The following is a 23999-nucleotide window of genomic DNA, read 5'->3' as shown; positions in this document are numbered from 1 at the left end:
GGTCACAGGACGGACCCGCGCCTCTCCCCCCCTGGCGCGGGTCCGTCGTACTTCCCGGGGCCGTCCTCGGCGGCCTCCGCCGCCTCCGCGGCCTCCGCCGTCGACTTTCGTCGCGCCGGGTCGAGCCGTTCGACGCTGCCCGCGCCCGGGGCCGGCCGCGCAGACTGGGGCAACACCGCGCACCGAGGGGGAGAAGGTCCATGGGAGAGCTGGCCGGCGAGCTGATGGCACTGGTCGCGGACGGCTTCCTGCGCACGCTGCGGGTGGCCCGCGCCGAGCGCCGGCTGGCCGCCGGGCGGCCGGTCCGGATCCCCTGCTCGGCCCGTACCTCCCACGGCCCTGCCGCGCCCGGCGACAGCACCGGCGGGCGGCCCGGCTACGTCGCCGGAAAGCTGCGGATCGCCCCCGGCGCCCCGACCGCCGCCTTCACCGCCCCCGGCCGCGACCGGCTCGAACTGGCCGTCGGCGGCACCTTCGAGGCCCCCGAGCCGGACGCCTGGCACGACCAGGACTGGGCCGCCACCGCGTACCGGGCGCCCGGCGCCGATCACCCGGTGTACCTCCAGGTCGACAGCCGGTACCTGCCGCTGCTGCACGCCTCGCTCCTCGCCCCGGCGGTCGCGCAGGAGGTGTGATCCGCAGGGTTTCGGCATCGGGCCCCGATGCGTCAGACTGGTGTCCCGTGAGTGACTCCCCGCTGAACCCTGTGTCGATAGCCCCTGCCCGGGTGGTCCTGCTCTCCGGGCCCTCCGGCTCCGGGAAGTCCTCGCTCGCCGAGCGCAGCGGCCTGCCGGTGCTCCAGCTCGACGACTTCTACAAGGACGGCGACGACCCCAGCCTGCCCCTGCTGCCCGACGGGGCGGTGGACTGGGACTCCCCGCTGTCCTGGCACCGGGACCAGGCCCTGGCGGCCATCCGCGCCCTGTGCGACACCGGCCGGGCCGAGGTGCCGGTGTACTCGATCCCGGCCAACGGCCGGGTCTCCACCAGGGTGCTGGAGCTCGACGGGGCCACCGCGTTCGTCGCCGAGGGCATCTTCGCGGCCGAGATCACGTCCGACTGCGCCGCCGCGGAGCTGCTGGGCGACGCCCTGTGCCTGCGCAACGGCGCGCTCACGACCGCCTGGTGGCGGCTGCGCCGGGACGTCCGCGAGGGCCGCAAGTCGCTGCCCGTGCTGGTGCGGCGCGGCTGGCGGCTGATGCGGGCCGAGCGGGGCATCGTCGGCCGCCAGGTCGCGCTGGGGGCGCGTCCGTGCGCCGGGCCCGAGGCCGAGCGGCGGATCCGCGCGGCGGCCCGCGCCGGGGAGCTCTCCGCGGTCTGAACGGCGGCCCGGGGCAGTACCTGGGACAGCGGCCCCGAGCAACGGCCCGAACGGCCCGAACGGCCCGCACAGCGTCCGGGAACGCGGAACGGCGGGCCCGGTGCGTCTCCCCCGCACCGGGCCCGCCGCCTTCCCCGGACGGTCACGGCTCCCCCCTGCGCCGCCGCTCCCCCGAGCCGGCGCCGCCTGGTCCGCTTCCGTCCTGCTACCCGTCCCCCGACGGGAGTCCTGTCCCGGTCGCGTTACGCGACCAGTTCGCCGAACGCACGGATCGTGTCGCCCGAGGTGTTCAGCTGCTCGTCGTCGCGCAGCCGGCGCAGCGCGCGCCAGATGCTGCTCTTGACGGTGCCGACGCTGATGCCGAGCACGTCGGCGATCTCCGGGTCGGTCTTGCCCTCGTAGTAGCGGAGCACCAGCATGGTCCGCTGGTTCTCCGGCAGCTTGGCCAGCGCCTGCCAGAGCACGGCGCGCAGCTCGGTGCCGCCCATCGCGTCGGTGTCGCCGACCGTCTCCGGCAGCTCCTCGGTCGGGTACTCGTTGACCTTGCGGCGCCGCCAGGCGGAGATGTGCAGGTTGGTCATGGTGCGGCGGAGGTAGCCCCCCACCGCGGCCTTGTCGGTGATCCGGCCCCAGGCCCGGTAGGTGCTGAAGAGCGCGCTCTGCAGCAGGTCCTCGGCCTCGTAGCGGTCACCGGTCAGGTGGTAGGCGGTGGCGTAGAGGGAGGCGCGGCGCTCCCGCACGTAGGCGGTGAACTCCGTGATGTGGTCCTCCGCGACCGCCGGGCGCTCGCCCTGCGCCGCGGTGAACGCCGCCCCGCCCGCCTTCTGCTCGGTGGTGCGGGCCGCCGCGGGGTTCAGCCGCAGCAGCGTCGCACCGGCGGCCTCGCGGCCGGCCGACTCCCCCGAGTCGGCCTTCCGCAGGCCTGTTCCCGCGATGCCCCGGTTCCCCGCCGGGGCGTCCGTTCCCTCGACACGGACGGGGAGGATCCCCCGCAGCGTCAAGGTCGCGGCGGAGTCGGCCGTGTTCCCCCGGTGGCCGATCCCGTACAGCTCCCCCGCCCTGCCGCCGCCGCTCACCCGGCGGGCAACAGTGCTTCCACCGGTGCTGTGTGCGCACCCCCGTGCGATCACGGCACCGGAGGCCTCCTCGGCCCCGGTCTCGAACCGGCTCCGGTGGGCGGTCGCTGACGAACGCGCGGTCCGGACGGCCGGGTTGGTCCGGGTCTGAAGCGTGGCGTTCATCGTGCGCCCCCTCTGGATCGGTTCGAGCGGTTCCGTCGCCGCCGTCCAGTGGGCCGATCGGCCCGCTGTCCTGCGGCGACATGGAAAATCCTGCCCGCCGGTTGTGATGGCGCTGTCCGTCGACTGTCACAGGGCTGTCACAGGCCCGGGGCTTTCGTCCCGACCGCTGTCCCGCCGTTGACGGACGCCGGTGGCGGGCATTCCGGTTCCCGGACGCGCGGCGGACGGGACGGGTGCGGCCCCCGGGCGGACAGTGGGGGGTGATTCGCCGCTCCGGGTGAGCCAGAATGAGGCCGTGCCTTTCCTCCTTCTGATCGAGGACGACGACGCCATCCGCACCGGCCTCGAACTCGCCCTCACCCGCCAGGGCCACCGCGTGGCCACCGCCGCGTCCGGCGAGGACGGCCTGAGGCTCTTCAAGGAGCAGCGGCCGGACCTCATCGTGCTGGACGTCATGCTGCCCGGAATCGACGGCTTCGAAGTCTGCCGCCGGATCCGCCGCACCGACCAGCTGCCGATCGTCCTGCTGACGGCCCGGTCCGACGACATCGACGTCGTGGTCGGTCTGGAGTCGGGCGCGGACGACTACGTCGTGAAGCCGGTGCAGCCCCGCGTCCTGGACGCCCGGATCCGGGCCGTGCTGCGGCGCGGCGAGCGGGAGAGCTCGGACTCGTCCGTGTACGGGACCGTGGTGATCGACCGGGCGGCGATGACGGTCACCAAGGACGGTGCGGACCTCCAGCTGACCCCGACCGAGCTGCGGCTGCTGCTGGAGCTCAGCCGGCGGCCCGGGCAGGCGCTGTCCCGGCAGCAACTGCTGCGCCTGGTCTGGGAGCACGACTACCTGGGCGACTCACGGCTGGTGGACGCCTGTGTGCAGCGGCTGCGGGCCAAGGTCGAGGACGTGCCCTCGGCGCCGACGCTGATCCGCACGGTGCGCGGGGTCGGCTACCGGCTGGACCCGCCGGCGTGACCGGCCCGGCCCACGCACCCGCCCACCTCCGTCCGGCGCCGGCGATATCCCGCCGCGCGCGCTGATGACCTCCGTAACGACAGGCTCCTGTGACTGACCAACAGACGACGGCCCGGTTCTCCTCCGGCCCGTGGCGCCGGCTGCGCTCGTTGCGCGTGCGGCTGATCGCGGTGTTCGCCGCGGTCGCGCTGACCACCGCCGTCTCGGCGTCCGGCATCGCGTACTGGCTCAACCGCGACGCGGTGCTGAAGCGGGCCCAGGACACCGCGCTCAACGACTTCCGGGTCTCGCTCAGCCGCAATGTGTCGAACCTGCCGCTGAACGCCACCTGCGAGGACCTGAACGCGCTCGCGAGCACCGTCGCCAGCTCGGGCCTCAGTTACGACGTGGTGGTGTCCGATCCGGCGCTGCCGAACTGCGTCGCCTCGTCCAACTCGGCGCAGTACACGATCGCCAGTGTGCCGGCCGCGCTGCGGACGGCGGTCGGCAAGCCGCGCGAGCTCACCGAGTCCAACCCGTACACCTACCACCTGTACTGGCAGCGGCAGAACCTCGACGGGCGGCCGTTCGTCATCGGCGGCACCAAGGTGGTGACGACCGGCCCGACCGCGTACATGTTCAAGTCGCTGGAGAACGAGCGGGCCGACCTGAACACGCTCGGCTGGTCGCTGGCGATCGCCACCCTGCTGGCGCTGATCGGCTCGGCGCTGCTGGCGCAGGCCGCGTCGGCGACGGTGCTGCGGCCGGTCAAGCGGTTGGGCGACGCGGCCCGGCGGCTCGGCGAGGGCCATCTGGACACCCGGCTGGAGGTCGAGGGCTCGGACGAACTCGCCGATCTGGCGCGGACCTTCAACCGGACCGCGGAGTCGCTGCACGGGCAGGTCGAGGAGCTGAGCGCGCGCGAGGCGCAGAGCCGGCGGTTCGTCGCCGACATGTCGCACGAGCTGCGCACCCCGCTGACCGCGATGACCGCCGTGACGGACATCCTGGAGGACGAGGCGGAGTCGCTGGACCCGATGATCGAACCGGCCGTGCGGCTGGTGGTCAGCGAGACCCGGCGGCTCTCCGACCTGGTGGAGAACCTCATGGAGGTGACCCGCTTCGACGCCGGCACCGCCAAGCTCGTCGCCGACGAGGTGGACATCGCCGACCTGATCATGTCCTGCATCGACGGCCGGGCCTGGTACGACGCGGTGGAGCTGGACGCGCCGCGCGGCATCCTGGCGGTGGTCGATCCGCGCCGGCTGGACGTCGTCTTCGCCAACCTGATCGGCAACGCGCTCAAGCACGGCGGTTCGCCGGTGCGGGTGCGGGTGCGCGAGGAGGGGGACACGGTGGTCGTCGCGGTGTCGGACAGCGGTCCCGGTATCCCGGAGGACGTGCTGCCGCACGTCTTCGACCGCTTCTACAAGGCCGACAAGGGGCGGGCGCGTTCGGAGGGCAGCGGTCTGGGCCTGTCCATCGCGATGGCCAACGCGCAGATCCACGGGGGGTCCATCACGGCCGCGAACGGCGAGGTGGGGGCGGTGTTCACGCTGACCCTGCCGCTGACCCCGCCGCCGCCCGCCGACGACACCGCCGAGGAGAGTGCCCGGTGACCCGAGGAACGAGCCCGCTGCGGCGCCCGTTGACCGCCGCCGCGCTGGTGGGGCTGGCCGTGCTGGCCGCCGGCTGCGGCATCCGTCCGACGGCGGTCCCGGTGGACGCGGGTGCGCCCGCCAGCCGGACCGCCTGTCCGACGGTGGCGCGGATACCCACGGCCCCGAGCACGCCGTCCGGGGCAGCGGCCGGCGCCCCGCCGCAGGCCGCGGCGGCGCACAGCGCTCCGGTGCCCACCGCGCCCGCGCACGCGGCCCCGACGGGCGGCTCCCCGTCCCCCTCGGTGGTGTCGCCGACGGCCCCGGCGGTGACGGCCGCTCCGACCGGTCCGGCGGACAACGTGTTCGGCGCGCTGCCGTCGCCCTCCGCCTCGACCACGGCGCCGCCCTGCCGGTAGCAGGCGGTCGCCGGGCGGGTTCACCCGGCGGTCACGCCGGGAGCGGGAGCCCGCCCCCGGCGTGCGACGCAAAGTTCGCACCGGGGGTGGAACCGTCACGCCGCCAGAACACGTCCTTCCCCCCGTGCAGCGAGATGGCACCAGGACACGCGGGGAGCGTGCCGACGTGCGGACCGAGACCGGACGGGCGACGGCCGTCCAGCACCACCGGAGTCGACTACGGGCGGTGGGACGGTTCGGCCTCGCCCTCCACCTGCTGCTGCTGGGCTGGCTGGTACTGAGACCGCTGCCGGTGGCCTGGGTCTACGACGCCAACCTGACGCCACTGGCCTCGCTCCGCTTCTCCTCCGCGGGCCAGCTGCTCGGCGAGCTGCTGCTGCCCGCCCCGCTCGGCGTCCTCCTCCCGCTCGCCGGCGGCCGGCTCGGGACCCCCTGGCTCCCGTCCTTCCTGCGCACCACCGGCGCCTCGGCCCTGCTGGCCACGGCACTGGAGTTCCTCTCCTCGTGGGCGCCCGGGCACGTGCTCAACGTCGACCACATACTGCTCGCCGTCGTCGGTGTCGCGGCCACCCACCTCGCCCTGGTCCCCGCCGGCCGGGTCCTGCTCCAGCGGCGCGCCGCTGGCCCGCTCGGCCCGGTCGACCACGCCTCGCAGCCCGACCCGGCTCCTGCTCCTCTTCCGGTTACGGTTCCGGTTCCGCAGGGCGCGCCCGCCGCCGTCCCGAACCCGTCCAGGGCCGCCGCCGCTCCGGCCGCGCACCCCGGGCGGAAGGCCGAGCCGCTGCTCAGCCTCGGCTCGCCGGGCCCCGCCCGGCGCGGCTGACCTCCGGCCGGCCCGCGTCCCCGAACGGCCCTACCGGTCCGCGCGGCGGACCCGGCCGCCGACCTCGACCAACCCCTCCCCGGGGATCCCGGTGACGAGCTGCGAGCCGAGCCCCTGGGTGATCGTCAGCCCCCGGCCCAGCTCGGCCGTCAGCAGCAGCGCGGCCGCGCCGGTCGCCTCGTCCTCGTCGATGCCGTCGCCCCGGCCGGGGAAGGCACGGGCGCGGACGGTGCCCGCCGTCTCGTCCTGCCAGGCCCAGGCGTAGATCCACTCGCCCGGCGGCGGCACCGCCAGCCCGTCGACCTCGGCCGCCGTCGCGTACCGGCGGAGCGTGCGCGGCGGCGCCCAGGCGGCCGGGGCCGCGACCCGGGTGAACTCGCCGTCGCGCCGCACCCGGACCACGCCCGCGGCGGTGACCAGCCGGTCGACGCCCAGCAGCCAGGCCGCGCCGACGCAGGGGTGACCGGCGAAGGGGAGGCGCAGGGTCGGGGTCCAGATGTCGATCGCACCGCTCTCCGGGTCGTCGACGAACACCGTCTCGCTGAAGCCGAGCCGCCGCGCGATGGCCTGCCGGTCCGCCTGGGCGGGCACGGCCGCGCCGTCCCGGACGACGCCCAGCGCGTTGCCGTGCGTGCCGTCCGGGCCGCAGAACACGTGGAGCACCTCGTGGTCGGCCATGGTGCGGTCACTCCTGTCGGGTCGGGCCCGCGCGGCGCTCGCGCGGGCCGGGGGTCACGCGGCCCGTCCGGGCTGTCCGGGCTGTCCGGCTCAGCGGGCGGCCGGACCAGTGGCTGGACCGGTGCCCGGAGCGGCTGCCTGGCCCGGCGCGGGCCGGACGGCCGGAGCCGCCCCCGGCCGCAGCGCCGGACCGCCCGCCGCCGGGCGCGGGCCCGGGCCCGCCGCCGGTCCCCCGGCAGGCAGCGGCGTCCGGACGGCGGCCGGGCGGGTCCGCTGCCGCCGGTGGGCCACCACCAGGGTGCCGATGCCCATCGCGATCGAGGTGGCGCCGGTGATCGCCATCGGGGTGTTGGTGGACGAGCCGCCGGTCGAGGCGAGGTCCACGGACGGCACCGGGGGCGCCGCCACGGTCACCGTGACCGCCGGAGCCGGGGCGGCGGCCGAGCTCGGCGGCGTCTGCGTGACCTCCGAGACCGGGACGGCCGCCGGTGTGCCGCTCGGGTCCGCGGCCGGGGTGACCGCCGCCAGTCCGACCGCGGGCGCGGTGGCGGCGGGTGCGGGCGGTTCGGCCGCCGGGGACGCGGCCGGGGCGGACGGCGAACCGCCGGCCTCGGCGGGCGGGGTGCTCGGCGCGGCGGACGGGACGGCCGGAGCGGGGGCGGCCACGGTGATGTCGACCGCCGAGCCGGTGGCGGGTACCCCGGTACCGGTCCCGGCCGCCGGGAGGCTGTTCCCGGTCGGCAGCAGCGACAGCACCCCGGCCGGGGCGTCCTGGGCGAACGCCAGCCGCACGTTCAGCGTCCGGGACTCGCCGTCGCGCAGCCGCACCAGCGAGGCTTCCCGGTCGCCCGTGCGCAGCGTCAGCGCCAAGCGCCCGGATCCGCCCTGGCCGCTGTCCACGGCCGGCAGCCACTCGCCGTCGGGCGCCCGGAACTCCAGCCGGACCGCCTCGGCGGCGGGCAGGGCCTTGCCCCGGAAGGTCAGTTCGGGCAGGAAGGCGACGTCCTTGCCGCTGCGGTTGGTGAGCGTCAGCCGGAACGGCTTCGGCTCGCCGCCCGCGGTGAAGGAGCCGGGCACCGCGTCCAGGCCGAGGTAGGGCACGCCGGGCGCGGGGGCGGTCGACGGCGCCCCGGTGGGGCTGCCCGCGGTGACCGTGAACTCCCGCTGCGGGCTCGCGGCTTCGGTGATCCGGGTCTCCGGCGGCAGGGTCGGGTCGGCGACCAGCGCCGTGAACCCGGCGGTGGCCCGGCCGGCGGGCGCGGCGGCGGTGACGGCCAGCCGCAGCCGGTACGTCGCGGAGGCGCCGGCGGGCAGGCTCAGCCGGGTGGTGAAGGTGTCGAGGTTCCAGGTGGCGCCGGTGCCGGCACCGGGGGCGAGGGCGGCGGACTTCCAGGAAGCCCCGCCGGGGGACTGGTAGTCGAGGGTGAGCTGGTTCTCGCGGAGCCCGGCGTCGACGTTCGCGACGGCGAAGCCGGTGGTGACGTCGACCGCGTGGTCGGCGGAGTTGTGCAGCGTGGCGGTGAACTCGGCGGCCGGACCTCCGGCGGCCAGGGTGCCGGGGAAGCCCGCGACGGTGACCGTCACCGGGCTTCGCCGCTCCTGGGTCCCGACCGGCCCCGGGGTGCCCGGCCCGGGGGCGCCGAGGACCGCACCGCCGGTGCCGCCGGAGCGCGACAGCGCGGCCGCACCGGGGGCGGCGGTCAGGGCAGCGCCCGAGACCAGGGTGGCAGCGGCGGCGAGGGCCAGGGATCTGCGGTGCTGAATACGCACGGGGGACCTCACGGAAGGAAGGCGGGCGAACCCGACGAACCCGGCAGCAGGGGCGGTTTCGCCGAGGTGGGAGGCCGCTCCGGGACTCTCACCCGGGTCGCTGCTTCGCCCCCCAACCACCAGCGACGGGCGCATCATATCCGAACGCACGGACGCTTCCTGAGCGGTTTTCAAGGGGTGGAAGGGAGGTTCGCCGGGCGGATTCGGCGACGACACCGTGATGAAATCGTGAGGACGGATGTCGGTCGGCTCCAGTACTGTCCCCACTCGTCCCCCGGCGGCCGCCCGTTCGCGTCCGCCCGATCCCGGCAACAACAGGACCCACTCGTGAACCTCGACTTCGACGTCGACCCCCTCTTCTCCTGGTACGTCGTACTGCTGGCCTTCAGCGGCATCGCCCTGCTGGTCATCGGCGCCGTCAACGTCGGCGGCCTCAAGGCCGGCTGGCGTGCCCTCAACGTGCTCGTCGGCCTCGGCTTCGCCGGCTACGCGTACTACCTGGCCTTCGTCTTCGAGGGCGGCACCTACGCGATCTTCTTCAAGGCGTTCATCCTGCCGGTGCTGCTGATAATCAACGCGGTGAAGGCCGCGGTCACGCGCTCCCAGGCCCCGGCCGCGCCCGCGGCGCCGCCGTACCAGCCGAACGCGCAGTACCCGCAGCAGGGCGCGCCTGGGCAGTACCCGCAGCAGGGCGCGCCTGGGCAGTACCCGCAGCAGGGCGCGCCTGGGCAGTACCCGCAGCAGGGTGCGCCGTACCCGCAGGGTGGGCAGTACCCGCAGCCCTCGCCGTACCAGGCCGCCGCCCCTGCCGCTCCGGCTGCCCCCGCAGCCCCGTACCAGCCGCCGGCCCCGCCGCAGGGCTGATCCCCCCACCGGCCGACGCCCCTCACCAGGGCGTCGGCCGGTCCCCCTCGCTCCCCTCCCCGCCCGCACTACGCTGCGCGGTGCGGGCGGGATCGGGCGGCCGGCATCGGTCGCCGACGGCAGAGGGGTGTTCGGAGCGTGGTGACGTACGACCTGGTGATCGTGGGCGGCGGACCCGCCGGCTGTGCGGCGGCGGTGATGGCGGCGAGCGTCGGGCTGCGGTCCGCCCTGGTCGAGCGCCGCGAGCTCGGCGCCACCCTGCGGCGCGTCCCGGCGGTGAGCAATGTGCTCGGCTTCGCGACCGGAACCGCCTTCGCGGACGCCGTCACGGCGGACGTCCGGCGGGTCGCCGACTCCTGCGACCTCCTGCTCGGCACCCCGGCGACGGAACTGCACGCCGACGACGAAGGCGTGACCGTCCACCTCGCTGATTCGGGGGCCACCGTGCGCGGCCGGTACGCGATCGTCGCCACCGGCGTCCGCGCGGCCCGGCCGGAGGAGGCCACCTGGCTCACCTCCGCCGTCGAGGCGCCACCGCCGCTCTGGGAGGCGGACGCCGCGGTGCTCGGCGGCCGCCGCACCCTGGTCCTCGGCGCCGACCGCCCCCTCGGCACCCTGCTGCGCGCCCACCCCGATGTCCCGCTCGACTTGGTGGTCCCGCACCCGCCCGGCGACACCTACAAGGCGGAGGAGGTCGAGGGCGATCCGCGGGTCACCCTGCTGGAGACCGAGGCCCTGGAGCTCCACCGCTCCCACGAGGGCCAGGTCATGGCGGGCGAGTTGGGCACCTTCGCACCCGGCCTGGTCTTCGTGAATCTGGGCGTCCGCCCCGCTGCTCTGCCCGGCACGATGGTCCGGGGCGAGGACGGCTACTGCCCACCCGACCGCCAGCACCCCAGGATTCTCACGGCCGGAGACCTACGTTCCGCCCGCGGCCAGCGCATCATGACCGCCACCGGCTCCGGCGCCGACGCTGCACTGAAGGCCTACTACGCGCTGCGTTTGAGCGGTTGACCGTGCACCCACCCCGGAGCAGGAAGTCGACGAGGCCGACTTCCTGCTCCAGCAGAGCCTTTTCAGGTGCCGCCTAGGATGTGGGACCTGTGAGACTGATCGAGATGGAGATAGCCAGGCAGGACTGGAAGAGCATGCTGTGCGGGTGCGGCGGCTCGGCAGGGCACCTGTCCCGGGATCTGCTGCAGCTCGCGGGTAGGGGGCCCCTGAAGAGGCCCAGCTATGTCAGCCTCGAAGAGCATGTCTGGTCTCCGGCGGTCCTGTGGGAGCCGGCCCCGGCAGTGACATCCGTCGCCCTGGCGGCTCTCGCAGACGATGCCGCACCGACGGCTCGCAAATGGTTCCTCGACCTCCTGCAGCTCATGGTGGCAGGTGAGGGCACGGATTGGGAGTCCGCTCGACGAGGACTCGATCTTCCCGAACTGTGCCGGGACCTTGCCGTGCACGGTCTCTGGCTGCTCTACGTGGAGGTGCTGTCGAATCGGGGCCCGGAGGCTGGCACCGCCTTCGAGATCCTCACGGTGGTGGAACCCGACAGGGCTCGCCTGCAAGACGTCCGGGAGGCCGCAGCCGACTGGCTGCCTGTGTGCTGCCGAACCGGCCTGTGCGACGACAACCTCCGCGACCTCGACCGCTGACCTCGGCGGGGCGGCCAGCGAGACTGCGGTTCCCAGGCAGGTATCCACCCTGGAGCAGGAAGTCGGCCGGGCCGACTTCCTGCTCCGCCCGTTCGGCGATCTCCACAACGAGGCGGGCGGTCGCGGGCAGTTGCCCGAGACCGCCCGATGCATGGTGCGACCTGGAGGCCCCAGGACCGACCCGCTCAGGCGAGGTGGTCGAACTCGCCGGCCTTCACGGCGAGAAGGAGCGCGCGGAGTGCAGCGGCATCGACGGCCAGCACCGTTGCCATCTCGTCCGACTCGCGAAGAAATCGTCGGTCAGCCCCACCACGAGCCAGCTCAAGACACGCGCTCCCGGGGTCACCACCACTGAACGACGACTTCTGCCAAAGGATCTCGGACATCGCAGGCCTTTCAGACTTGGATCAGATAGAGAAGGTGATGCAGGAGGCCCCACGAGTCACGCATCGCCGTACCACGGCGGGGCTCGGCCGCGTCAGCAGCGGGCAGTGCCAGGCTCTTCAGCTGCTCGAACTTCAGTCGGTAGGCAGCGATCGTCTCAGGATCACCGTAATGCTCTGCACGAGCAGGGGCGTCGACAACGATGGTGGACAGGTCGAGGCAGCCCGGATCGCAGCACAAGAACGAACCAGGACTCGGAGGCTTCTTCACCGCCGCGAACGGAAGCACCTGGATGGTGACGTTCGGACGTTCCGCACTGTCGAGCAGGTGGAGCAATTGGGCTCTCATCACCTCGTCCCCGGGAAACCGCATGTGCAGAGCGGCCTCATGAATGACGAAGTGGAACTGCCTGTCCTCCTCCAGGATTCGCTGTCGCTCCATGCGGAACGCGACGGCATCGGCGATGGCCCACTTCCCGTCACCTTGAGAATCCTCGTAGATGGCCTCGGCATAGGCCGGCAACTGCAGGACTCCCGGTATGTAGAGCATCTCGTAATTGGTGATTCGGATCGACCGATCCTCGGCCTCCGCCAGATCCAGCGAGAGCATCGGCACTCGGCCTTCGAACGCCGACCACCAGCCCTTGCCTGTACTGCGCGCCATGTCCGCGAGCCCGCTGCGGTACACCGGATCAGTACAGCCATAGGCGTCCAGCCAGATCGCGAGGCGCTCCGCGTTCAACGTGATCCGACCGGCCTCGGTGTGGCTCACGGCCGGTCCCCGCATGCCGACCAGGGCTCCGGCTTCTGCGGCCGACAGGCCTGCCGCTGTCCGCAGACGCTGCAACTCTTCGCCGAATCGGCGTTGCCGTTGACTGATCGGCCCCTTGTATCCCACGACTGTCCTTCCTCACCTGCGCGCAGTGTGGCGCAGAACTCCTGCGCGGCGCCACCGAGTGACGCCAGTCCGGGGAGACTCTTCAATCGGCTTGCAACTTTGCCATATGCACCCCTACTCTCAGTGTTGCACCGGTCACATGACGAAGCGTCAATCTGCATCCAGAGCAGCGGACACCTGTCTTCGTAGGTGATCCATTCCTCCCCGTCTCCCGGAGGTCCCTGATGTGTGCCTTCAACCCGCCCGACTGGTCCGTCGTCCGGCGTGAGCTGCAAGCTCTTCTCAGCGCCTCGGACTGGCCGCCGGACATCGTCGCCGACGCCGAACTCGCCCTCCACGAGCTGTTCGTGAACGCTTGGAAGCACGCCGGCTGCCAGGCCCCGCACGTCATCGTCGCCCTGCGCCCCCACATGCTGCGGGTCTCCGTCTGCGACGACAGCCCCGATCTTCCCGAGCCGAGCACCCTCGCCGACCCCTACGCGGTGTCGGGCCGAGGGCTCCAGCTCGTTCGCGCCCTCACCCACCGGTTCGGCGCCGAACCCCTCAAGAACGGCAAGGTCGTCTGGTTCGAACTGGACGCCGCCGCATGAGCCTCGAACCGCTCAGGTCGCACGACAAGATCCTGCGCACCTACACCGAGCCCGAAGTGACCTCCCTCCTCAGCGAACTCCACGAGCGGGGCAGGCCCTTCGGCATCCTGTGGGGCTCCGCCGCCGTCAACGGCAGCACCGTCGACGGCCGCCTCCTCGTCGACTTCGGCGACACCTCCGTCGCCACCCTCCTCAACCTCCTCACGCTCCTCCGCGAAACGGGCCGACCCGCGTGAACTTCCTCGTCGGCGCCGCCTTCGCCGTCCTCCTCGCCCTCGCCTTCGCCACCGTCGTCACGGGCGTCATCACCGCCCTGAAGGTGCACGGCGAGGATGAGGAGGACGACCACCCCGGCCACTGACCCGCCCCACCCATTGCATCCTTGCTACTGCTCCGCCGCACCCGCTCGGGGTACCGCCGGGCCGCGGAAGGCCAGGGGGCGGCTCAGGACCAGGTTCGTCGTCGTGCTCCCGAACTGCGCCAGCTCGTCGACGATCTCCTCGAGATGCCCCATCGAGGTGGTCGCGATCTTCAGCGAATAGCAGTCGTCCCCGGTGGTGCGCAGGCACTCCAGGATCTCCGAGCGCTCCTCCAGCAGCCGTCGCAGCGGCTCGTGCCGTGCCGCCGGCCCGGGGTACTTCAACCGGACGACCGCCATTACCGGGTACCCGGTCCGCTCCAGGTTCACCTCGGCCCGGTAGCCGGTTATCACCCCCGCCGTCTCCAGCCGTCGCACCCGCTCCGTCGTGGCCGACGCACTCAGGTTCACCCGCCGCGCCAGCTCGGCGAACGCGATCCGCCCGTCCTCCTGGAGCTCGGCCAGGATCGCCCAGTCCGTCGCGTCAAGAATCTCGGTCATGAGCCCAGATTGCCGGTGATTCCACGGCAGAACAACCCCTGAACCGGTGGATACCCCTTCAGTCAATCCACCTTCCCTCCCTAGGCTTTCGGGTGTGAAGATCGGAGTCAACGTCCCCAACTTCGGCCCCGGCACCGACCCGGCGGCCCTGCTCACCTGGGCCAGGACCGTCGAGGGCCTGGGCTTCGACCTGCTGATGGTCTCGGACCATGTCGCCATCACCCCCGACGTCGCCGTGCGCTACCCCTGCCCGTTCTTCGAGCCGTTCACCACCCTCGCCTGGCTCGCCGCCCACACCGAGCGGATCCGGCTCGGCACCACCGTCCTCATCGCCCCCTACCGGCACCCGCTCCTCACCGCCCGGATGGCCGCCAACCTCGACGCGCTGAGCGGGCACCGCCTCGTCCTCGGCGTCGGAATCGGCTGGGCACAGCAGGAGTTCGCCGCCCTCGACGTCCCGTTCGAGCAGCGCGGCCGCCTCACCGACGAGCACCTGCGCCGGCTGCGCGCCGCCTGGGCGGACACCGCCGACTACGGCTCCCACCGCATCCCGCTCTGGGTCGGCGGCAACAGCGACGCGGGCCTGCGCCGCGCCGTGCACCTCGGTGACGCCTGGCACCCGCTGCGCCCGACCACGCCGTGGCTGTGCGAGGCGGCGCCTCGGCTGCGGGCGTACGCGGACGAACAGGCGCTCCCCGTCCCGGCGTTCGCGCCCCGAATCGCCCTCAGGCTCACACCCGATCCGGTCGCCGGGCCGCAGCGCCTCGCGGGCGAGGGCAGCATCGAGCAGATCGCCGCCGACCTCACCCGGCTCCGGCTGCTGGGCGCCGACACCGTCGTCCTCGACCCCTACCACGGCGACCCGGAGCAGACCCGCGACCCGGGACCGGCCTTCGAGGCCCTCGCCGCCGTGGCCGACCTGCTGAACCTCGCGCCGACCCGAACGGAACAGTCCTCATGACGCTCACCCCCGCCGACCACGCCCTGCTCCGCCGCGCCATCGCCCTCGCCGCCGAGGCCCGCACCCACGGCGACCCGCCGTTCGGCTCGCTGCTGGCCGCCCAGGACGGCACCGTGCTGGCCGAGGAGCGCAACACCACCCGCACCGACCGGGACCTCACCGCGCACCCCGAACTGAAGCTCGCCCGGTGGGCCGGACGGGAGTTGGACCTCGCCACGGCCTCCCGGACGACCCTCTACACCAGCTGCGAGCCCTGCCCGATGTGCGCGGCCGCGCTCCGGCAGGCCGGCCTCGGCCGGGTCGTCTTCGCCCTCTCCGGCGAGCAGTTGCTGGGGATCCGGCCGGGGAACGGCCTCCCGCCCGTACCGCAGGAGGGGCCGGCGCTGTACGACGAGGTCCGGGCCGCCGTCGAGCCGTACTACCGCTGAACCTAGGGGCCGTTGTGCGACCCGCCGACCCGCCGAGCTGGCGGGTCGGCGGGTCGGACAGCCAGGCAGCCACTTTGCGAACACCTCCCGCACTTTGCAAAGTGCACTTTGCAAAGTGCGGGAGGTGTTCGCAAAGTGCGTGAGGGGCCGCAGGTGTGCACGGCAACCCCCGCCGCTTGCCCCGGCCGCTTGCCCCTGCCCCAGGGCCAGGCCCCAGAGTGGGGCCGTGCACGAGGACTTGATCACCATCGGCGAGCTGTCCGCCCGGACCAGGCTCAGCCCCAAGGCGCTGCGCCTGTACGGGGACCGGGGGCTGCTGGCGCCCGCCCGGGTCGACCCGGACACCGGGGTCCGCCGCTACGGCCTCACCCAGGTCGAACGGGCGCGCCGGATCGCGCTGCTGCGCGCCGTCGGCATGCCGCTGGCGCGGATCGCGGCGGTGCTCGACGCGGACGGCGGGGCCTCGTCCGGGCTGCTGGACGCCTACTGGCGCGAGCAGGAGTCCTCGCACCGGGCCCGTCGGCAGGCGGTGGGCCACGCCAGGGCCGTACTCGCGGGGAGGACCTCGACCATGTACCGGATCGCGGAACGCGACATTCCCGAGCAGAAGGTGGTCTGCGTGCGGCGGCACGTGACGGCCGCCGAACTCGCCGGCTTCCTCGCCGAGGCCGGCGAACTGCTCCTCGCCCATCTGGGCTCGACCGGCGCGGGCCTGTCCGGACCGATCTTCACCGTCTTCCACAGCCATGTGAGCGAGGAGTCCGACGGCCCGGTCGAGGTGTGCGCGCCGACGCCGGACGCCGTGGAGCCGACCGCCCTGATCTCGGTGCGGATCCACCCCGCCCACCGCGAGGCGTACGCGGAACTGACCGGGGAGCAGCGGGACTTCGCGGCGGTGGCGGCCGTCCACGACGCCGTCGGCGGCTGGGTCGCGGAGCGGGGGTACGAGCGCTGCGGCGGCAACCGGGAGGTGTACTACCCGAACTTCGGGGCCGCCGGGCCGCGCGAGCACAGCTCGGACGTCACCGTCCCGTTCCGCCGCCTCGGGCAACCACCCCACGTGGCGGTTCCCCTTCCCCTCCCCCGTCAATCTCCGGGGCGACCCTGAGCGGAACCCCGAGAGGGACTACTGCCCACCGACGACGCAGGTCAGGGACAGGATCGCCTTGCGGGCGGAGGAATCGGGCGGCGCGAGGAAGGAGCATGGAGATACGCCAGCCGGAGGGACCGGTCACCGGCGCAGAGCAACGGAGTTCACCATGAGCCGCCTCGCCCGCCCCCGCCACAACCGCGTCATCGCCGGCGTCTGCGCCGGGATCGCGGAGCGCTTCGGACTCACCCCGTGGACCGTCCGGATCATCTTCCTGGTGTCCTGCCTGCTGCCCGGCCCGCAGTTCCTGATCTACCTGGCGCTCTGGCTGCTGCTCCCCCAGGAGGCGTGACGCCGGAGCCCGGACGCTCCGGGACACCGCTCCGGGACACCGCACCGGACAGCACACCGGGACAGCAACGTCGGACCACCTGCGGAACGGCCGGAAGGGGCCGCCCACTCCCGTCGAGGAGTGGACGGCCCCTTCCGGCCGTGCGGAGCCGGGGCGGGATCAGCCGCCGAGGCCCGGGAGCGGGAGGGTCTGGGTGAGACCGCCCAGCGGGGTCTTGTCGAGGCCCGGAACGCTGGGCACGCCGGCCCGGTTGCCGGTGGCCGGGGCGGCGGCCTGGCCCGCGCTGGGGGCGAGGGTGCCGAGCGTGCCGCTGACCTTGTCGGCGACCGGCAGCTTGCCCGCGGCGTCGGTGACGGCGTTGGTGGCCGCCGGGTTGGTCAGCAGGGAGGTCGGGAGCCCGAGGCCACCGGTGGCGGCCGCGGGGGCGGCGGAGGCGGCGCCGGCGCCGACCGCGGCGATGGCGATGCCGAGCGCGGCGGTGCCGGCGGCCTTGAGAGTGGCCTGCTTCATCTGGTTAGTCCCCTTGGGTCCTCGTCGGTGGCCGACCCGCGCGACTGGCGCAACGGGGGCCCGTCCACCACAGCCGGTCAGCAATGACTGGCACACCGTAGTGATTGGGTCGCACGAGGATCAACGGCCGTTCACCCACCCGAGGGAGTAGTCGGATGAACGCCAATTTCCTTGACGGAACAGGGCGTTCATCCGACCACCGGGAAGCGGTTCAGGCGCCGTTGCTGAACAGCCACTCCGCCTTGAGCTCGGCGTAGCCCGGCTTGATCACGTCGTTGATCATCGCGAGCCGCTCGTCGAACGGCAGGAACGCCGACTTCATCGCGTTCACGGTGAACCACTCCATGTCGCCCAGCGTGTAGCCGAAGGCCTCCACCAGGTGCCCGAACTCGCGGCTCATGCTGGTGCCGCTCATCAGCCGGTTGTCGGTGTTCACGGTGACCCGGAACTTCAGCCGGCTGAGCAGCCCGATCGGGTGCTCGGCGTACGAGGTGGCGGCGGCCGTCTGGAGGTTGGAGGTGGGGCACATCTCCAGCGGGATGCGCTTGTCGCGCACGTACGCGGCGAGGCGGCCCAGCTTGACGGTGCCGTCCTCCTCGACGGTGATGTCGTCGACGATCCGCACGCCGTGGCCGAGGCGGTCGGCGCCGCAGCACTGCAGGGCCTCCCAGATCGACGGCAGGCCGAAGGCCTCGCCCGCGTGGATGGTGAAGTGGTTGTTCTCGCCCTTGAGGTAGTCGAAGGCGGCCTGGTGGCGGGTGGGGGGGTAGCCCGCCTCGGCACCGGCGATGTCGAAGCCGACAACGCCGCCCTCGCGGTGGCGGTTGGCCAGCTCGGCGATCTCCTGCGAACGGGCGGCGTGCCGCATCGCGGTGATCAGGGTGCCGATCCGGATCCGGTGGCCGGCCGCGCGGGCGTTGGCCTCGCCGAGGCGGAAGCCCTCCTGGACGGCCTCGACGACCTCGTCGAGGGTCAGGCCGCGCTCCAGGTGCTGCTCGGGGGCGTAGCGCACCTCGGCGTAGACGACGCCGTCGGCGGCGAGGTCCTCGGCGCAGTCGGCGGCGACCTTGATCAGCGCCTCACGGGTCTGCATCACGGCGCAGGTGTGGGCGAAGGTCTCCAGGTAGCGGACCAGCGAGCCGGAGTCCGCGGCCTCGCGGAACCACTCGCCGAGCTCCTTGGCGTCGGTGGTGGGGAGGCCCTCGTAGCCGACGGCGGCGGCCAGCTCGACCACGGTCTCGGGGCGCAGGCCGCCGTCGAGGTGGTCGTGCAGGAGCACCTTCGGGGCGCGGGCGATCTGGTCGGGGGTGGGAATCCGGGGGCCGGTGCCCGCGGTGGTGACGGGGATCTGCTTCTCCATTGCGGGAGTGTAGCTCCTACGCGCGTAGACAGGCCACCGTTCACAGGGCCGAATCGTCCAATGTCCACCGGGAATTCCACCGAACGGACGATTCGGGTCATCTGCCCGCAGGACGCCCGCCCCGACCGGTGCCGCGCCGCCGCCGAGGCCGCCCCGACGCCGCCGCGGCCGCCGCCCCGCCGCCCTCAGTCGTGCGCCAGCAACCGCCCGCGCCGCGACAGCACGAAGTCCCGGAACGCCGCCACCGGCGGGGTCACCGGCCGCCCCGCCGCCCAGGCCAGCCCGATCGCCCGCCGGGTGCGCGGCGCCGTCACCTCCAGCTCCACCACCCCCGGCCGCGGCACCAGCGCCGGCGGCAGCAGCGCCACGCCCAGCCCGGCCGCGACCAGCCCGCGCAGGGTCTCCGTCTCCTCCCCCTCGAAGGCGAGCCTCGGCACGAACCCGGCCTCCGCGCAGAACCCGTCGGTGATCGCCCGCATCCCGTACCCGCGTTCCAGCCCGACGAACGGCTCCTCCGCCACCTCCGCCAGCCGGATCCGGCGCCGCCCGGCCAGCCGGTGGTCCGCCGGGACGGCCAGGTACAGCCGCTGCTCGTCCAGCCGGCGGGCCACCAGCGCCGGGTCGCCGTCCGGCAGCGGCGAGACCAGGCAGAGGTCCAGCTCCCCCGCGCGCAGCCGGTCCAGCATCGCGCCCACGTAGTCCTGCACCAGCTGGAACCTGACCTGCGGGTACGCCCGCCGGAAGTCCCGCAGCAGGGCCGGCACCGTGTCCGTCCCCATGGTGTGCAGGAAGCCGAACGCCACCCGGCCGGTCTGCGGGTCTGCCTCCGCCCGCGCCGCCTCGGCGCCGCGCTCGACCTCGGCCAGCGCCCGCTCCACCGAGGCCAGCAGCAGCCGGCCCGCCCTGGTCAGCCGGACCGTCCGGCCCTGACGGGCCAGCAGGTCGACGCCCAGTTCGGCCTCCAACCGGGCCACCGCCCGGGACAGCGTGGGCTGCGGCATGCCCAGCAGCTCCGCCGCCTGCGTCACATGCTCCAGCCGTGCGACGGCCGCGAACTGGGCCAGCCTCGGCGCCAGTTGAACGGCCGGGAGCTCGGGCCCCAGCTCCGCCGGGAGGGTCGGTTCGCCACCACCGGTCGTCACAGCACCCCGTCCCTCGTCCGTACGCTCCGCTCATGCGTCCAGGTATGGATTATTGCCGGTTCATGCATTGGACGCATCAGTACGACAGTTCTACCTTCGACGTCATGCAGCCCTCCAGTACCGGGGCGTCCTTGGCCACCTCGGACGCCCTCGCCCAGCCGGCCGTCCTCCGCAAGGACGACCGCCACCGTCCCGGCCAGCGCTCCTTCCGCCGCGCCAACCTCGCCCTGTTCGCGGCCGGGATCGCGACCTTCGTCCTCCTCTACTCCACCCAGGGCCTGCTGCCGGTCCTCTCGGGCGACCTCGGCCTCACCCCCGGGCAGGCCAGCTGGACGGCCTCCGCCGCCACCCTCGGCCTCGCCCTCGGCCTGCTCCCCGCGAGCGCGCTCTCCGACCGCTACGGCCGCACCGCCGTGATGACGGCCTCCACCCTGGCCGCCGCCGCCCTCGCCCTCGCCCTGCCGTTCGCGCCGGACCTCACCACCCTGGTCGTGCTGCGCGCCCTCCAGGGCGCCGCGCTCGCCGGGCTGCCGGCCACCGCGATGGCCTACCTCGCCGAGGAGGTCCACCCCTCCGCGCTGGCCTCGGCGATGGGGCTGTACGTGGCGGGGAACAGCATCGGCGGCATGGGCGGCCGGCTGCTCTCCGGCTGGGTCGCGGCCGGATTCGGCTGGCGCTGGGGGCTCGCCGCCTCCGCCGCCCTCGCCCTGCTGGCCGTGCTGGCGTTCCGGCTGCTGATCCCCGCCGCCCGCCACTTCACCCCGGCCCCGGTGGACGCCCGCGCCCTGGCCCGCACCGTCGGCCGCCACCTGCGCAACCCGCTGCTGCTGCGGCTGTACGCGCTGGGGCTGCTGTTCATGGCCGTCTTCGGCGCCGTCTACAACACCATCGGCTACCGGCTGATCGCCGCGCCTTTCCACCTGCCGGAGTCCGTCGCCGCCTCGATCTTCGTGGTCTACCTGGTCGGCACCGCCACCTCGGCGGCGGCGGGACGCCTGGCCGGCCGGCTCGGCCGCCGCGGCGCGCTGTACGTCGCGATCGGCACCACCACCGTCGGGCTGCTGCTCTCCCTCGCCGACTCGCTGCTCGCGGCACTGCTCGGACTGGTACTGATCACCGCCGGCTTCTTCGCCGGGCACGCCACCGCCTCCTCGGCCGTCGGCCGCACCGCCACCGAGGGCCGCGCCCAGGCCTCCGCGCTCTATCTGATCGCCTACTACCTGGGCAACAGCCTGGGCGGCACGATCGGCGCCGACGCCTACCACGCGACCGGCTGGCCGGGCGCCGCCACCATCGGCCTGACCGCCATGGCCCTGGCCGCGGGCGTCACCCTCTACGCCACCCACCGGGCCCACGCGGGCGCCCGCCGCGGCGCCCTCCGCGCGGCCCGCTGAACGATCTGCGGCGGATACCTGACGTTCGTTGTCAGGTATCCGCCGTAGCTTTGTCCACGTCCCACCCGGCACAGTGCGAGCAAAGGAACCACCATGGCCACCTTCGTCCTCATCCCCGGCGCCCTGCACGGCGGTTGGTGGTACCGGCCGCTCACCGAGGGGCTGCGGGCCGCCGGGCACGAGGTGTACCCGGTGACGCTGACCGGGGTGAGCGAGCGCGGCCACCTCAACACCCTGGCCGTCGACCTGGGGACGCACATCCAGGACGTGCTCGGCCTGCTGGAGGCCGAACAGGTCACCGACGCCGTCCTCGTCTCGCACAGCTACGGCGGCATGGTCGCCTCCGGCGTCGCCGACCGGGCCCCGGAGCGGATCGCCGGGCTGGTCTACGCGGACGCCTTCGTGCCGCGCGACGGCGAGTCGGCGTACGACATCGTCAACGACGTCTGGAAGCAGCGGTACCTGGCCGGCGCCGCGGCGGGCGGCGGCCGCAACCTGGTCGGCCTGCACCCGGCCCTCGACCCGCGCGCCACCGTGCACCCGCTGGCCACCCTGCTCCAGCGGATCCGCCTCACCGGCGCCGTCGACGCCCTGGACGTCCCCCGGGTCTACCTGCACGCGGAGCGCTTCGAGGACACCCCGTTCCTCGACACCCTCGCCCGCCTGCGCACCGACCCGGCCTGGACCGTCCACACCCTCCCGGTCGGCCACGACCTCGTCCGCGAGGCTCCCGAGGACTTCCTGAAGCTCGCCCTCACCGCCGCCGACTGAGGCAGCTGCCGTTCCCGGTACCCTCCGGCCATGAGCATCGATCCCGCCGAGTACGCGCGGCTGCGGGTGAGCGCCGACCGGCTGCCGCGGATTCCCGGCGTCGGGAAGGTCGAGATCGCCGGCGGCATGATCACACTGGCACTCCCACCGGTCGAACGGCACGAGTGGGCGGTCGTCCACATCGCGCGGCAACTAAACACCTAGCTCCCCCGCACCCACCCCGGACACATCGCCCACGGGGGAGCGGATCTGGAGGACGCCGCCCGCGGCAGGCTCCGGCTCCGGAATCCCGACCTGATGGTGTTCGCCGAAGCGGCGTTGGAGAGCGACGGACCCGCTCTCCTGCCGCACGAGGTGCTGCTGGTGGTGGAGGTCGTCTCCATGGCGAATCCGGCGACCGACCATCACGCCAAGGTCCGCGACCACGCGGCCATGGGCATCCCGCTCTACTTGCTGGTCGACCCCCGCAAGGGCACCGGCATCGTCCACGACGAGCCCGGCTACACCTCGCGCAAGGAGTTCGCCTTCGGGGACACGATCACCGTGGGCCCGTGGACGCTCGACACCGGTGTCCTGCGCACGTACGCCTGAGCGGCGTACGTGCGCAGGGGCGGTGGTCAGGCGATGCGGTCCAGCACGATCGGGTTCGGGGTGAACGCGGTGCCGGCCGGGGAGACCTCGATGCCGCCGGTGAGGGCCTCGATCGCGTACTCGAAGCGCTCCGGGGTGTCGGTGTGCAGGGTCAGCAGCGGCTGGCCGGCCACCACGGTGTCGCCCGGCTTGGCGTGCATCTCGACGCCGGCGCCGGCCTGCACCGGGTCCTCCTTGCGGGCACGGCCCGCGCCGAGGCGCCAGGCGCTGACGCCCACGGCGTAGGCGTCCAGGGTGGTGAGCACACCGGAGGCCGGGGCCGGGATGACGTGCTGCTCGCGGGCGACCGGCAGCGGGGCGTCCACGTCGCCGCCCTGGGCGGAGATCATGCGGCGCCAGTGGTCCATCGCGGAGCCGTCCCTCAGCGCGTCGGCCGGGTCCTTGCCGTGCACGCCCGCCGCGGCGAGCATCTCGCGGGCCAGCGCCAGGGTCAGCTCGACGACGTCGGCGGGGCCGCCGCCGGCCAGCACCTCGACCGACTCGCGGACCTCCAGCGCGTTGCCCGCGGTGAGGCCGAGCGGGGTGGACATGTCGGTGAGCAGGGCCACCGTGTTGACGCCGGCGGTGGTGCCGAGGCCGACCATGGTGCGGGCCAGCTCGCGGGCGTCGTCGAGGTTCTTCATGAACGCGCCGGAGCCGACCTTGACGTCCAGGACGAGCGCGCCGGTGCCCTCGGCGATCTTCTTGGACATGATCGAGGAGGCGATCAGCGGGATCGCCTCGACGGTGCCGGTGACGTCGCGCAGGGCGTACAGCTTCTTGTCCGCCGGGGCGAGGCCGTCGCCGGCCGCGCAGATGACCGCGCCGGCGTCGTGCAGCACCTGGAGCATCTCCTCGTTGGAGAGCAGGGCGCGCCAGCCGGGGATGGACTCCAGCTTGTCGAGGGTGCCGCCGGTGTGGCCGAGGCCGCGACCGGACAGCTGCGGCACCGAGGCGCCGCAGGCGGCGACCAGCGGGGCGAGCGGCAGGGTGATCTTGTCGCCGACGCCGCCGGTGGAGTGCTTGTCACTGGTGGGCTGCGCCAGCGAGGAGAAGTCCATCCGGACGCCGGAGCGGATCATCGCGTCCGTCCAGCGGCTGATCTCGCCCGGGTTCATGCCGTTCAGCAGGATGGCCATGGCCAGCGCGGACATCTGCTCGTCGGCGACCTCCCCGCGGGTGTAGGCGTCGATGACCCAGTCGATCTGAGCATCGCTCAGCTCTCCGCGGTCGCGCTTGGTCCTGATGACGGAGATGGCGTCCATGGATGCTCCATTGCTCCAAGAGAGGTTCAACATGCGAGGTGGAAAAGG

General features: G+C 73.5%; 30 protein-coding genes. 20 read left to right on the top strand and 10 right to left on the bottom strand.

The features are described from left to right. The first annotated feature begins 200 nt into the window (after nucleotides 1-200). Nucleotides 201-635, top strand: coding sequence for a hypothetical protein (locus tag IF01_RS0112470; protein WP_030393418.1), 435 nt, complete (start codon nucleotides 201-203; stop codon nucleotides 633-635). A 47-nt stretch (nucleotides 636-682) separates the two neighbouring features. Beyond that, complete coding sequence (locus IF01_RS0112465) at nucleotides 683-1321, top strand: ATP-binding protein (RefSeq protein ID WP_051741013.1); 639 nt, start codon at nucleotides 683-685, stop codon at nucleotides 1319-1321. A gap of 242 nt (nucleotides 1322-1563) precedes the next feature. On the opposite strand, the gene IF01_RS0112460 is transcribed toward IF01_RS0112465, so the two are convergent. Then, on the bottom strand, nucleotides 1564-2256 hold the full coding sequence (locus tag IF01_RS0112460) for a SigE family RNA polymerase sigma factor (RefSeq protein ID WP_063764199.1): 693 nt from the start codon (nucleotides 2254-2256) through the stop codon (nucleotides 1564-1566). A 601-nt stretch (nucleotides 2257-2857) separates the two neighbouring features. Between IF01_RS0112460 and IF01_RS0112455 the strand changes: the two genes are divergently transcribed. The 4 genes from IF01_RS0112455 (at nucleotide 2858) to IF01_RS43840 (ending at nucleotide 6354) form a co-directional block, all read left to right on the top strand. Then, nucleotides 2858-3535 (top strand): response regulator, encoded by a 678-nt coding sequence (locus IF01_RS0112455; RefSeq protein ID WP_045938110.1) that lies wholly within the window; start codon nucleotides 2858-2860, stop codon nucleotides 3533-3535. A gap of 89 nt (nucleotides 3536-3624) precedes the next feature. Then, the gene (locus tag IF01_RS0112450) at nucleotides 3625-5133 is read left to right on the top strand and encodes an ATP-binding protein (protein ID WP_051755251.1); all 1509 of its coding nucleotides are present in this window, start codon (nucleotides 3625-3627) and stop codon (nucleotides 5131-5133) included. Beyond that, entirely contained in the window at nucleotides 5130-5531 is a 402-nt protein-coding gene (locus IF01_RS43845) for a hypothetical protein (RefSeq protein ID WP_157855207.1), read from the top strand. Before IF01_RS0112450 ends, IF01_RS43845 begins: the two co-directional genes overlap by 4 nt. Before the next feature lie 226 nt (nucleotides 5532-5757). Next, entirely contained in the window at nucleotides 5758-6354 is a 597-nt protein-coding gene (locus IF01_RS43840; RefSeq protein ID WP_051755249.1) for a VanZ family protein, read from the top strand. A gap of 30 nt (nucleotides 6355-6384) precedes the next feature. Here the strand turns inward: IF01_RS43840 and IF01_RS0112435 are convergent, their stop codons facing one another. Together IF01_RS0112435 and IF01_RS0112430 are read right to left on the bottom strand one after the other, a co-directional pair. Continuing rightward, nucleotides 6385-7032: a PhzF family phenazine biosynthesis protein gene (locus IF01_RS0112435; RefSeq protein ID WP_030393411.1), complete on the bottom strand. Its 648-nt coding sequence runs from the start codon at nucleotides 7030-7032 to the stop codon at nucleotides 6385-6387. A 90-nt stretch (nucleotides 7033-7122) separates the two neighbouring features. Next, nucleotides 7123-8802: a hypothetical protein gene (locus IF01_RS0112430; RefSeq protein ID WP_030393410.1), complete on the bottom strand. Its 1680-nt coding sequence runs from the start codon at nucleotides 8800-8802 to the stop codon at nucleotides 7123-7125. Nucleotides 8803-9129: 327 nt separating this feature from the next. Here IF01_RS0112430 and IF01_RS41650 point away from each other — a divergent pair, with 327 nt between their 5' ends. The 3 genes from IF01_RS41650 (at nucleotide 9130) to IF01_RS0112410 (ending at nucleotide 11318) form a co-directional block, all read left to right on the top strand. Further along, nucleotides 9130-9666: a hypothetical protein gene (locus tag IF01_RS41650; protein ID WP_051755247.1), complete on the top strand. Its 537-nt coding sequence runs from the start codon at nucleotides 9130-9132 to the stop codon at nucleotides 9664-9666. Between the two features lie 138 nt (nucleotides 9667-9804). Then, the gene (locus IF01_RS0112415) at nucleotides 9805-10680 is read left to right on the top strand and encodes an FAD-dependent oxidoreductase (RefSeq protein ID WP_030393409.1); all 876 of its coding nucleotides are present in this window, start codon (nucleotides 9805-9807) and stop codon (nucleotides 10678-10680) included. Nucleotides 10681-10769: 89 nt separating this feature from the next. Next, nucleotides 10770-11318, top strand: a complete 549-nt coding sequence (locus IF01_RS0112410; protein WP_030393408.1) for a hypothetical protein — start codon at nucleotides 10770-10772, stop codon at nucleotides 11316-11318. Nucleotides 11319-11503: 185 nt separating this feature from the next. Here IF01_RS0112410 and IF01_RS0112405 read toward each other — a convergent pair whose 3' ends face one another. Together IF01_RS0112405 and IF01_RS0112400 are read right to left on the bottom strand one after the other, a co-directional pair. After that, nucleotides 11504-11704, bottom strand: coding sequence for a DUF397 domain-containing protein (locus tag IF01_RS0112405; protein ID WP_030393407.1), 201 nt, complete (start codon nucleotides 11702-11704; stop codon nucleotides 11504-11506). A gap of 10 nt (nucleotides 11705-11714) precedes the next feature. Then, the gene (locus IF01_RS0112400; RefSeq protein ID WP_030393406.1) at nucleotides 11715-12599 is read right to left on the bottom strand and encodes a helix-turn-helix domain-containing protein; all 885 of its coding nucleotides are present in this window, start codon (nucleotides 12597-12599) and stop codon (nucleotides 11715-11717) included. A 224-nt stretch (nucleotides 12600-12823) separates the two neighbouring features. Between IF01_RS0112400 and IF01_RS0112395 the strand changes: the two genes are divergently transcribed. From IF01_RS0112395 to IF01_RS50965, 3 genes are read left to right on the top strand one after another with little or no spacing between them, the layout of a single operon-like run. Then, the gene (locus IF01_RS0112395; protein WP_030393405.1) at nucleotides 12824-13189 is read left to right on the top strand and encodes an ATP-binding protein; all 366 of its coding nucleotides are present in this window, start codon (nucleotides 12824-12826) and stop codon (nucleotides 13187-13189) included. Beyond that, entirely contained in the window at nucleotides 13186-13425 is a 240-nt protein-coding gene (locus IF01_RS0112390; protein WP_030393404.1) for a hypothetical protein, read from the top strand. The genes IF01_RS0112395 and IF01_RS0112390 overlap by 4 nt, the downstream gene beginning before the upstream one ends. Beyond that, complete coding sequence (locus IF01_RS50965) at nucleotides 13422-13550, top strand: hypothetical protein (protein ID WP_279617259.1); 129 nt, start codon at nucleotides 13422-13424, stop codon at nucleotides 13548-13550. The genes IF01_RS0112390 and IF01_RS50965 overlap by 4 nt, the downstream gene beginning before the upstream one ends. A gap of 24 nt (nucleotides 13551-13574) precedes the next feature. Here the strand turns inward: IF01_RS50965 and IF01_RS0112380 are convergent, their stop codons facing one another. Next, entirely contained in the window at nucleotides 13575-14048 is a 474-nt protein-coding gene (locus IF01_RS0112380; RefSeq protein WP_030393403.1) for an Lrp/AsnC family transcriptional regulator, read from the bottom strand. A gap of 94 nt (nucleotides 14049-14142) precedes the next feature. On the opposite strand from IF01_RS0112380, the gene IF01_RS0112375 reads away from it, so the two are divergent. From IF01_RS0112375 to IF01_RS0112360, 4 genes are all read left to right on the top strand, one after another. Continuing rightward, nucleotides 14143-15009, top strand: a complete 867-nt coding sequence (locus tag IF01_RS0112375; protein ID WP_030393402.1) for an LLM class flavin-dependent oxidoreductase — start codon at nucleotides 14143-14145, stop codon at nucleotides 15007-15009. Further along, entirely contained in the window at nucleotides 15006-15437 is a 432-nt protein-coding gene (locus IF01_RS0112370; protein WP_030393401.1) for a nucleoside deaminase, read from the top strand. Before IF01_RS0112375 ends, IF01_RS0112370 begins: the two co-directional genes overlap by 4 nt. Before the next feature lie 226 nt (nucleotides 15438-15663). After that, the gene (locus IF01_RS0112365; protein WP_157855206.1) at nucleotides 15664-16545 is read left to right on the top strand and encodes a MerR family transcriptional regulator; all 882 of its coding nucleotides are present in this window, start codon (nucleotides 15664-15666) and stop codon (nucleotides 16543-16545) included. 151 nt (nucleotides 16546-16696) lie between these two features. Beyond that, nucleotides 16697-16879 (top strand): PspC domain-containing protein, encoded by a 183-nt coding sequence (locus tag IF01_RS0112360; RefSeq protein WP_030393399.1) that lies wholly within the window; start codon nucleotides 16697-16699, stop codon nucleotides 16877-16879. Nucleotides 16880-17038: 159 nt separating this feature from the next. Here the strand turns inward: IF01_RS0112360 and IF01_RS48195 are convergent, their stop codons facing one another. The 3 genes from IF01_RS48195 to IF01_RS0112345 form a co-directional block, all read right to left on the bottom strand. Further along, nucleotides 17039-17389 carry a hypothetical protein gene (locus IF01_RS48195; protein WP_030393398.1) on the bottom strand — a complete coding sequence of 117 codons (351 nt, stop codon included), beginning with the start codon at nucleotides 17387-17389 and terminating at the stop codon, nucleotides 17039-17041. 211 nt (nucleotides 17390-17600) lie between these two features. Further along, on the bottom strand, nucleotides 17601-18749 hold the full coding sequence (locus tag IF01_RS0112350) for an adenosine deaminase (protein ID WP_051755241.1): 1149 nt from the start codon (nucleotides 18747-18749) through the stop codon (nucleotides 17601-17603). A 185-nt stretch (nucleotides 18750-18934) separates the two neighbouring features. Beyond that, nucleotides 18935-19852 carry a LysR family transcriptional regulator gene (locus IF01_RS0112345; protein ID WP_030393396.1) on the bottom strand — a complete coding sequence of 306 codons (918 nt, stop codon included), beginning with the start codon at nucleotides 19850-19852 and terminating at the stop codon, nucleotides 18935-18937. 143 nt (nucleotides 19853-19995) lie between these two features. On the opposite strand from IF01_RS0112345, the gene IF01_RS0112340 reads away from it, so the two are divergent. The 4 genes from IF01_RS0112340 (at nucleotide 19996) to IF01_RS45430 (ending at nucleotide 22647) form a co-directional block, all read left to right on the top strand. Continuing rightward, on the top strand, nucleotides 19996-21285 hold the full coding sequence (locus tag IF01_RS0112340) for an MFS transporter (RefSeq protein ID WP_037779671.1): 1290 nt from the start codon (nucleotides 19996-19998) through the stop codon (nucleotides 21283-21285). A gap of 93 nt (nucleotides 21286-21378) precedes the next feature. Next, on the top strand, nucleotides 21379-22056 hold the full coding sequence (locus IF01_RS0112335; protein WP_030393394.1) for an alpha/beta fold hydrolase: 678 nt from the start codon (nucleotides 21379-21381) through the stop codon (nucleotides 22054-22056). A 30-nt stretch (nucleotides 22057-22086) separates the two neighbouring features. After that, nucleotides 22087-22260 (top strand): hypothetical protein, encoded by a 174-nt coding sequence (locus tag IF01_RS48190; protein ID WP_157855205.1) that lies wholly within the window; start codon nucleotides 22087-22089, stop codon nucleotides 22258-22260. Nucleotides 22261-22284: 24 nt separating this feature from the next. Beyond that, a complete protein-coding gene (locus IF01_RS45430; RefSeq protein WP_341845484.1) occupies nucleotides 22285-22647 on the top strand; it encodes a Uma2 family endonuclease in 363 nt (120 codons plus the stop codon). Nucleotides 22648-22673: 26 nt separating this feature from the next. Here the strand turns inward: IF01_RS45430 and IF01_RS0112325 are convergent, their stop codons facing one another. Next, nucleotides 22674-23951, bottom strand: coding sequence for a thymidine phosphorylase (locus tag IF01_RS0112325; RefSeq protein ID WP_030393393.1), 1278 nt, complete (start codon nucleotides 23949-23951; stop codon nucleotides 22674-22676). Between the last annotated feature and the right edge of the window lie 48 nt (nucleotides 23952-23999).

Source organism: Kitasatospora purpeofusca (assembly GCF_000718025.1).
GTDB lineage: Bacteria > Actinomycetota > Actinomycetes > Streptomycetales > Streptomycetaceae > Kitasatospora > Kitasatospora purpeofusca.
Note: the sequence above shows the minus strand (reverse complement) of the source record. Positions and strands in the feature narration are given on the sequence as shown.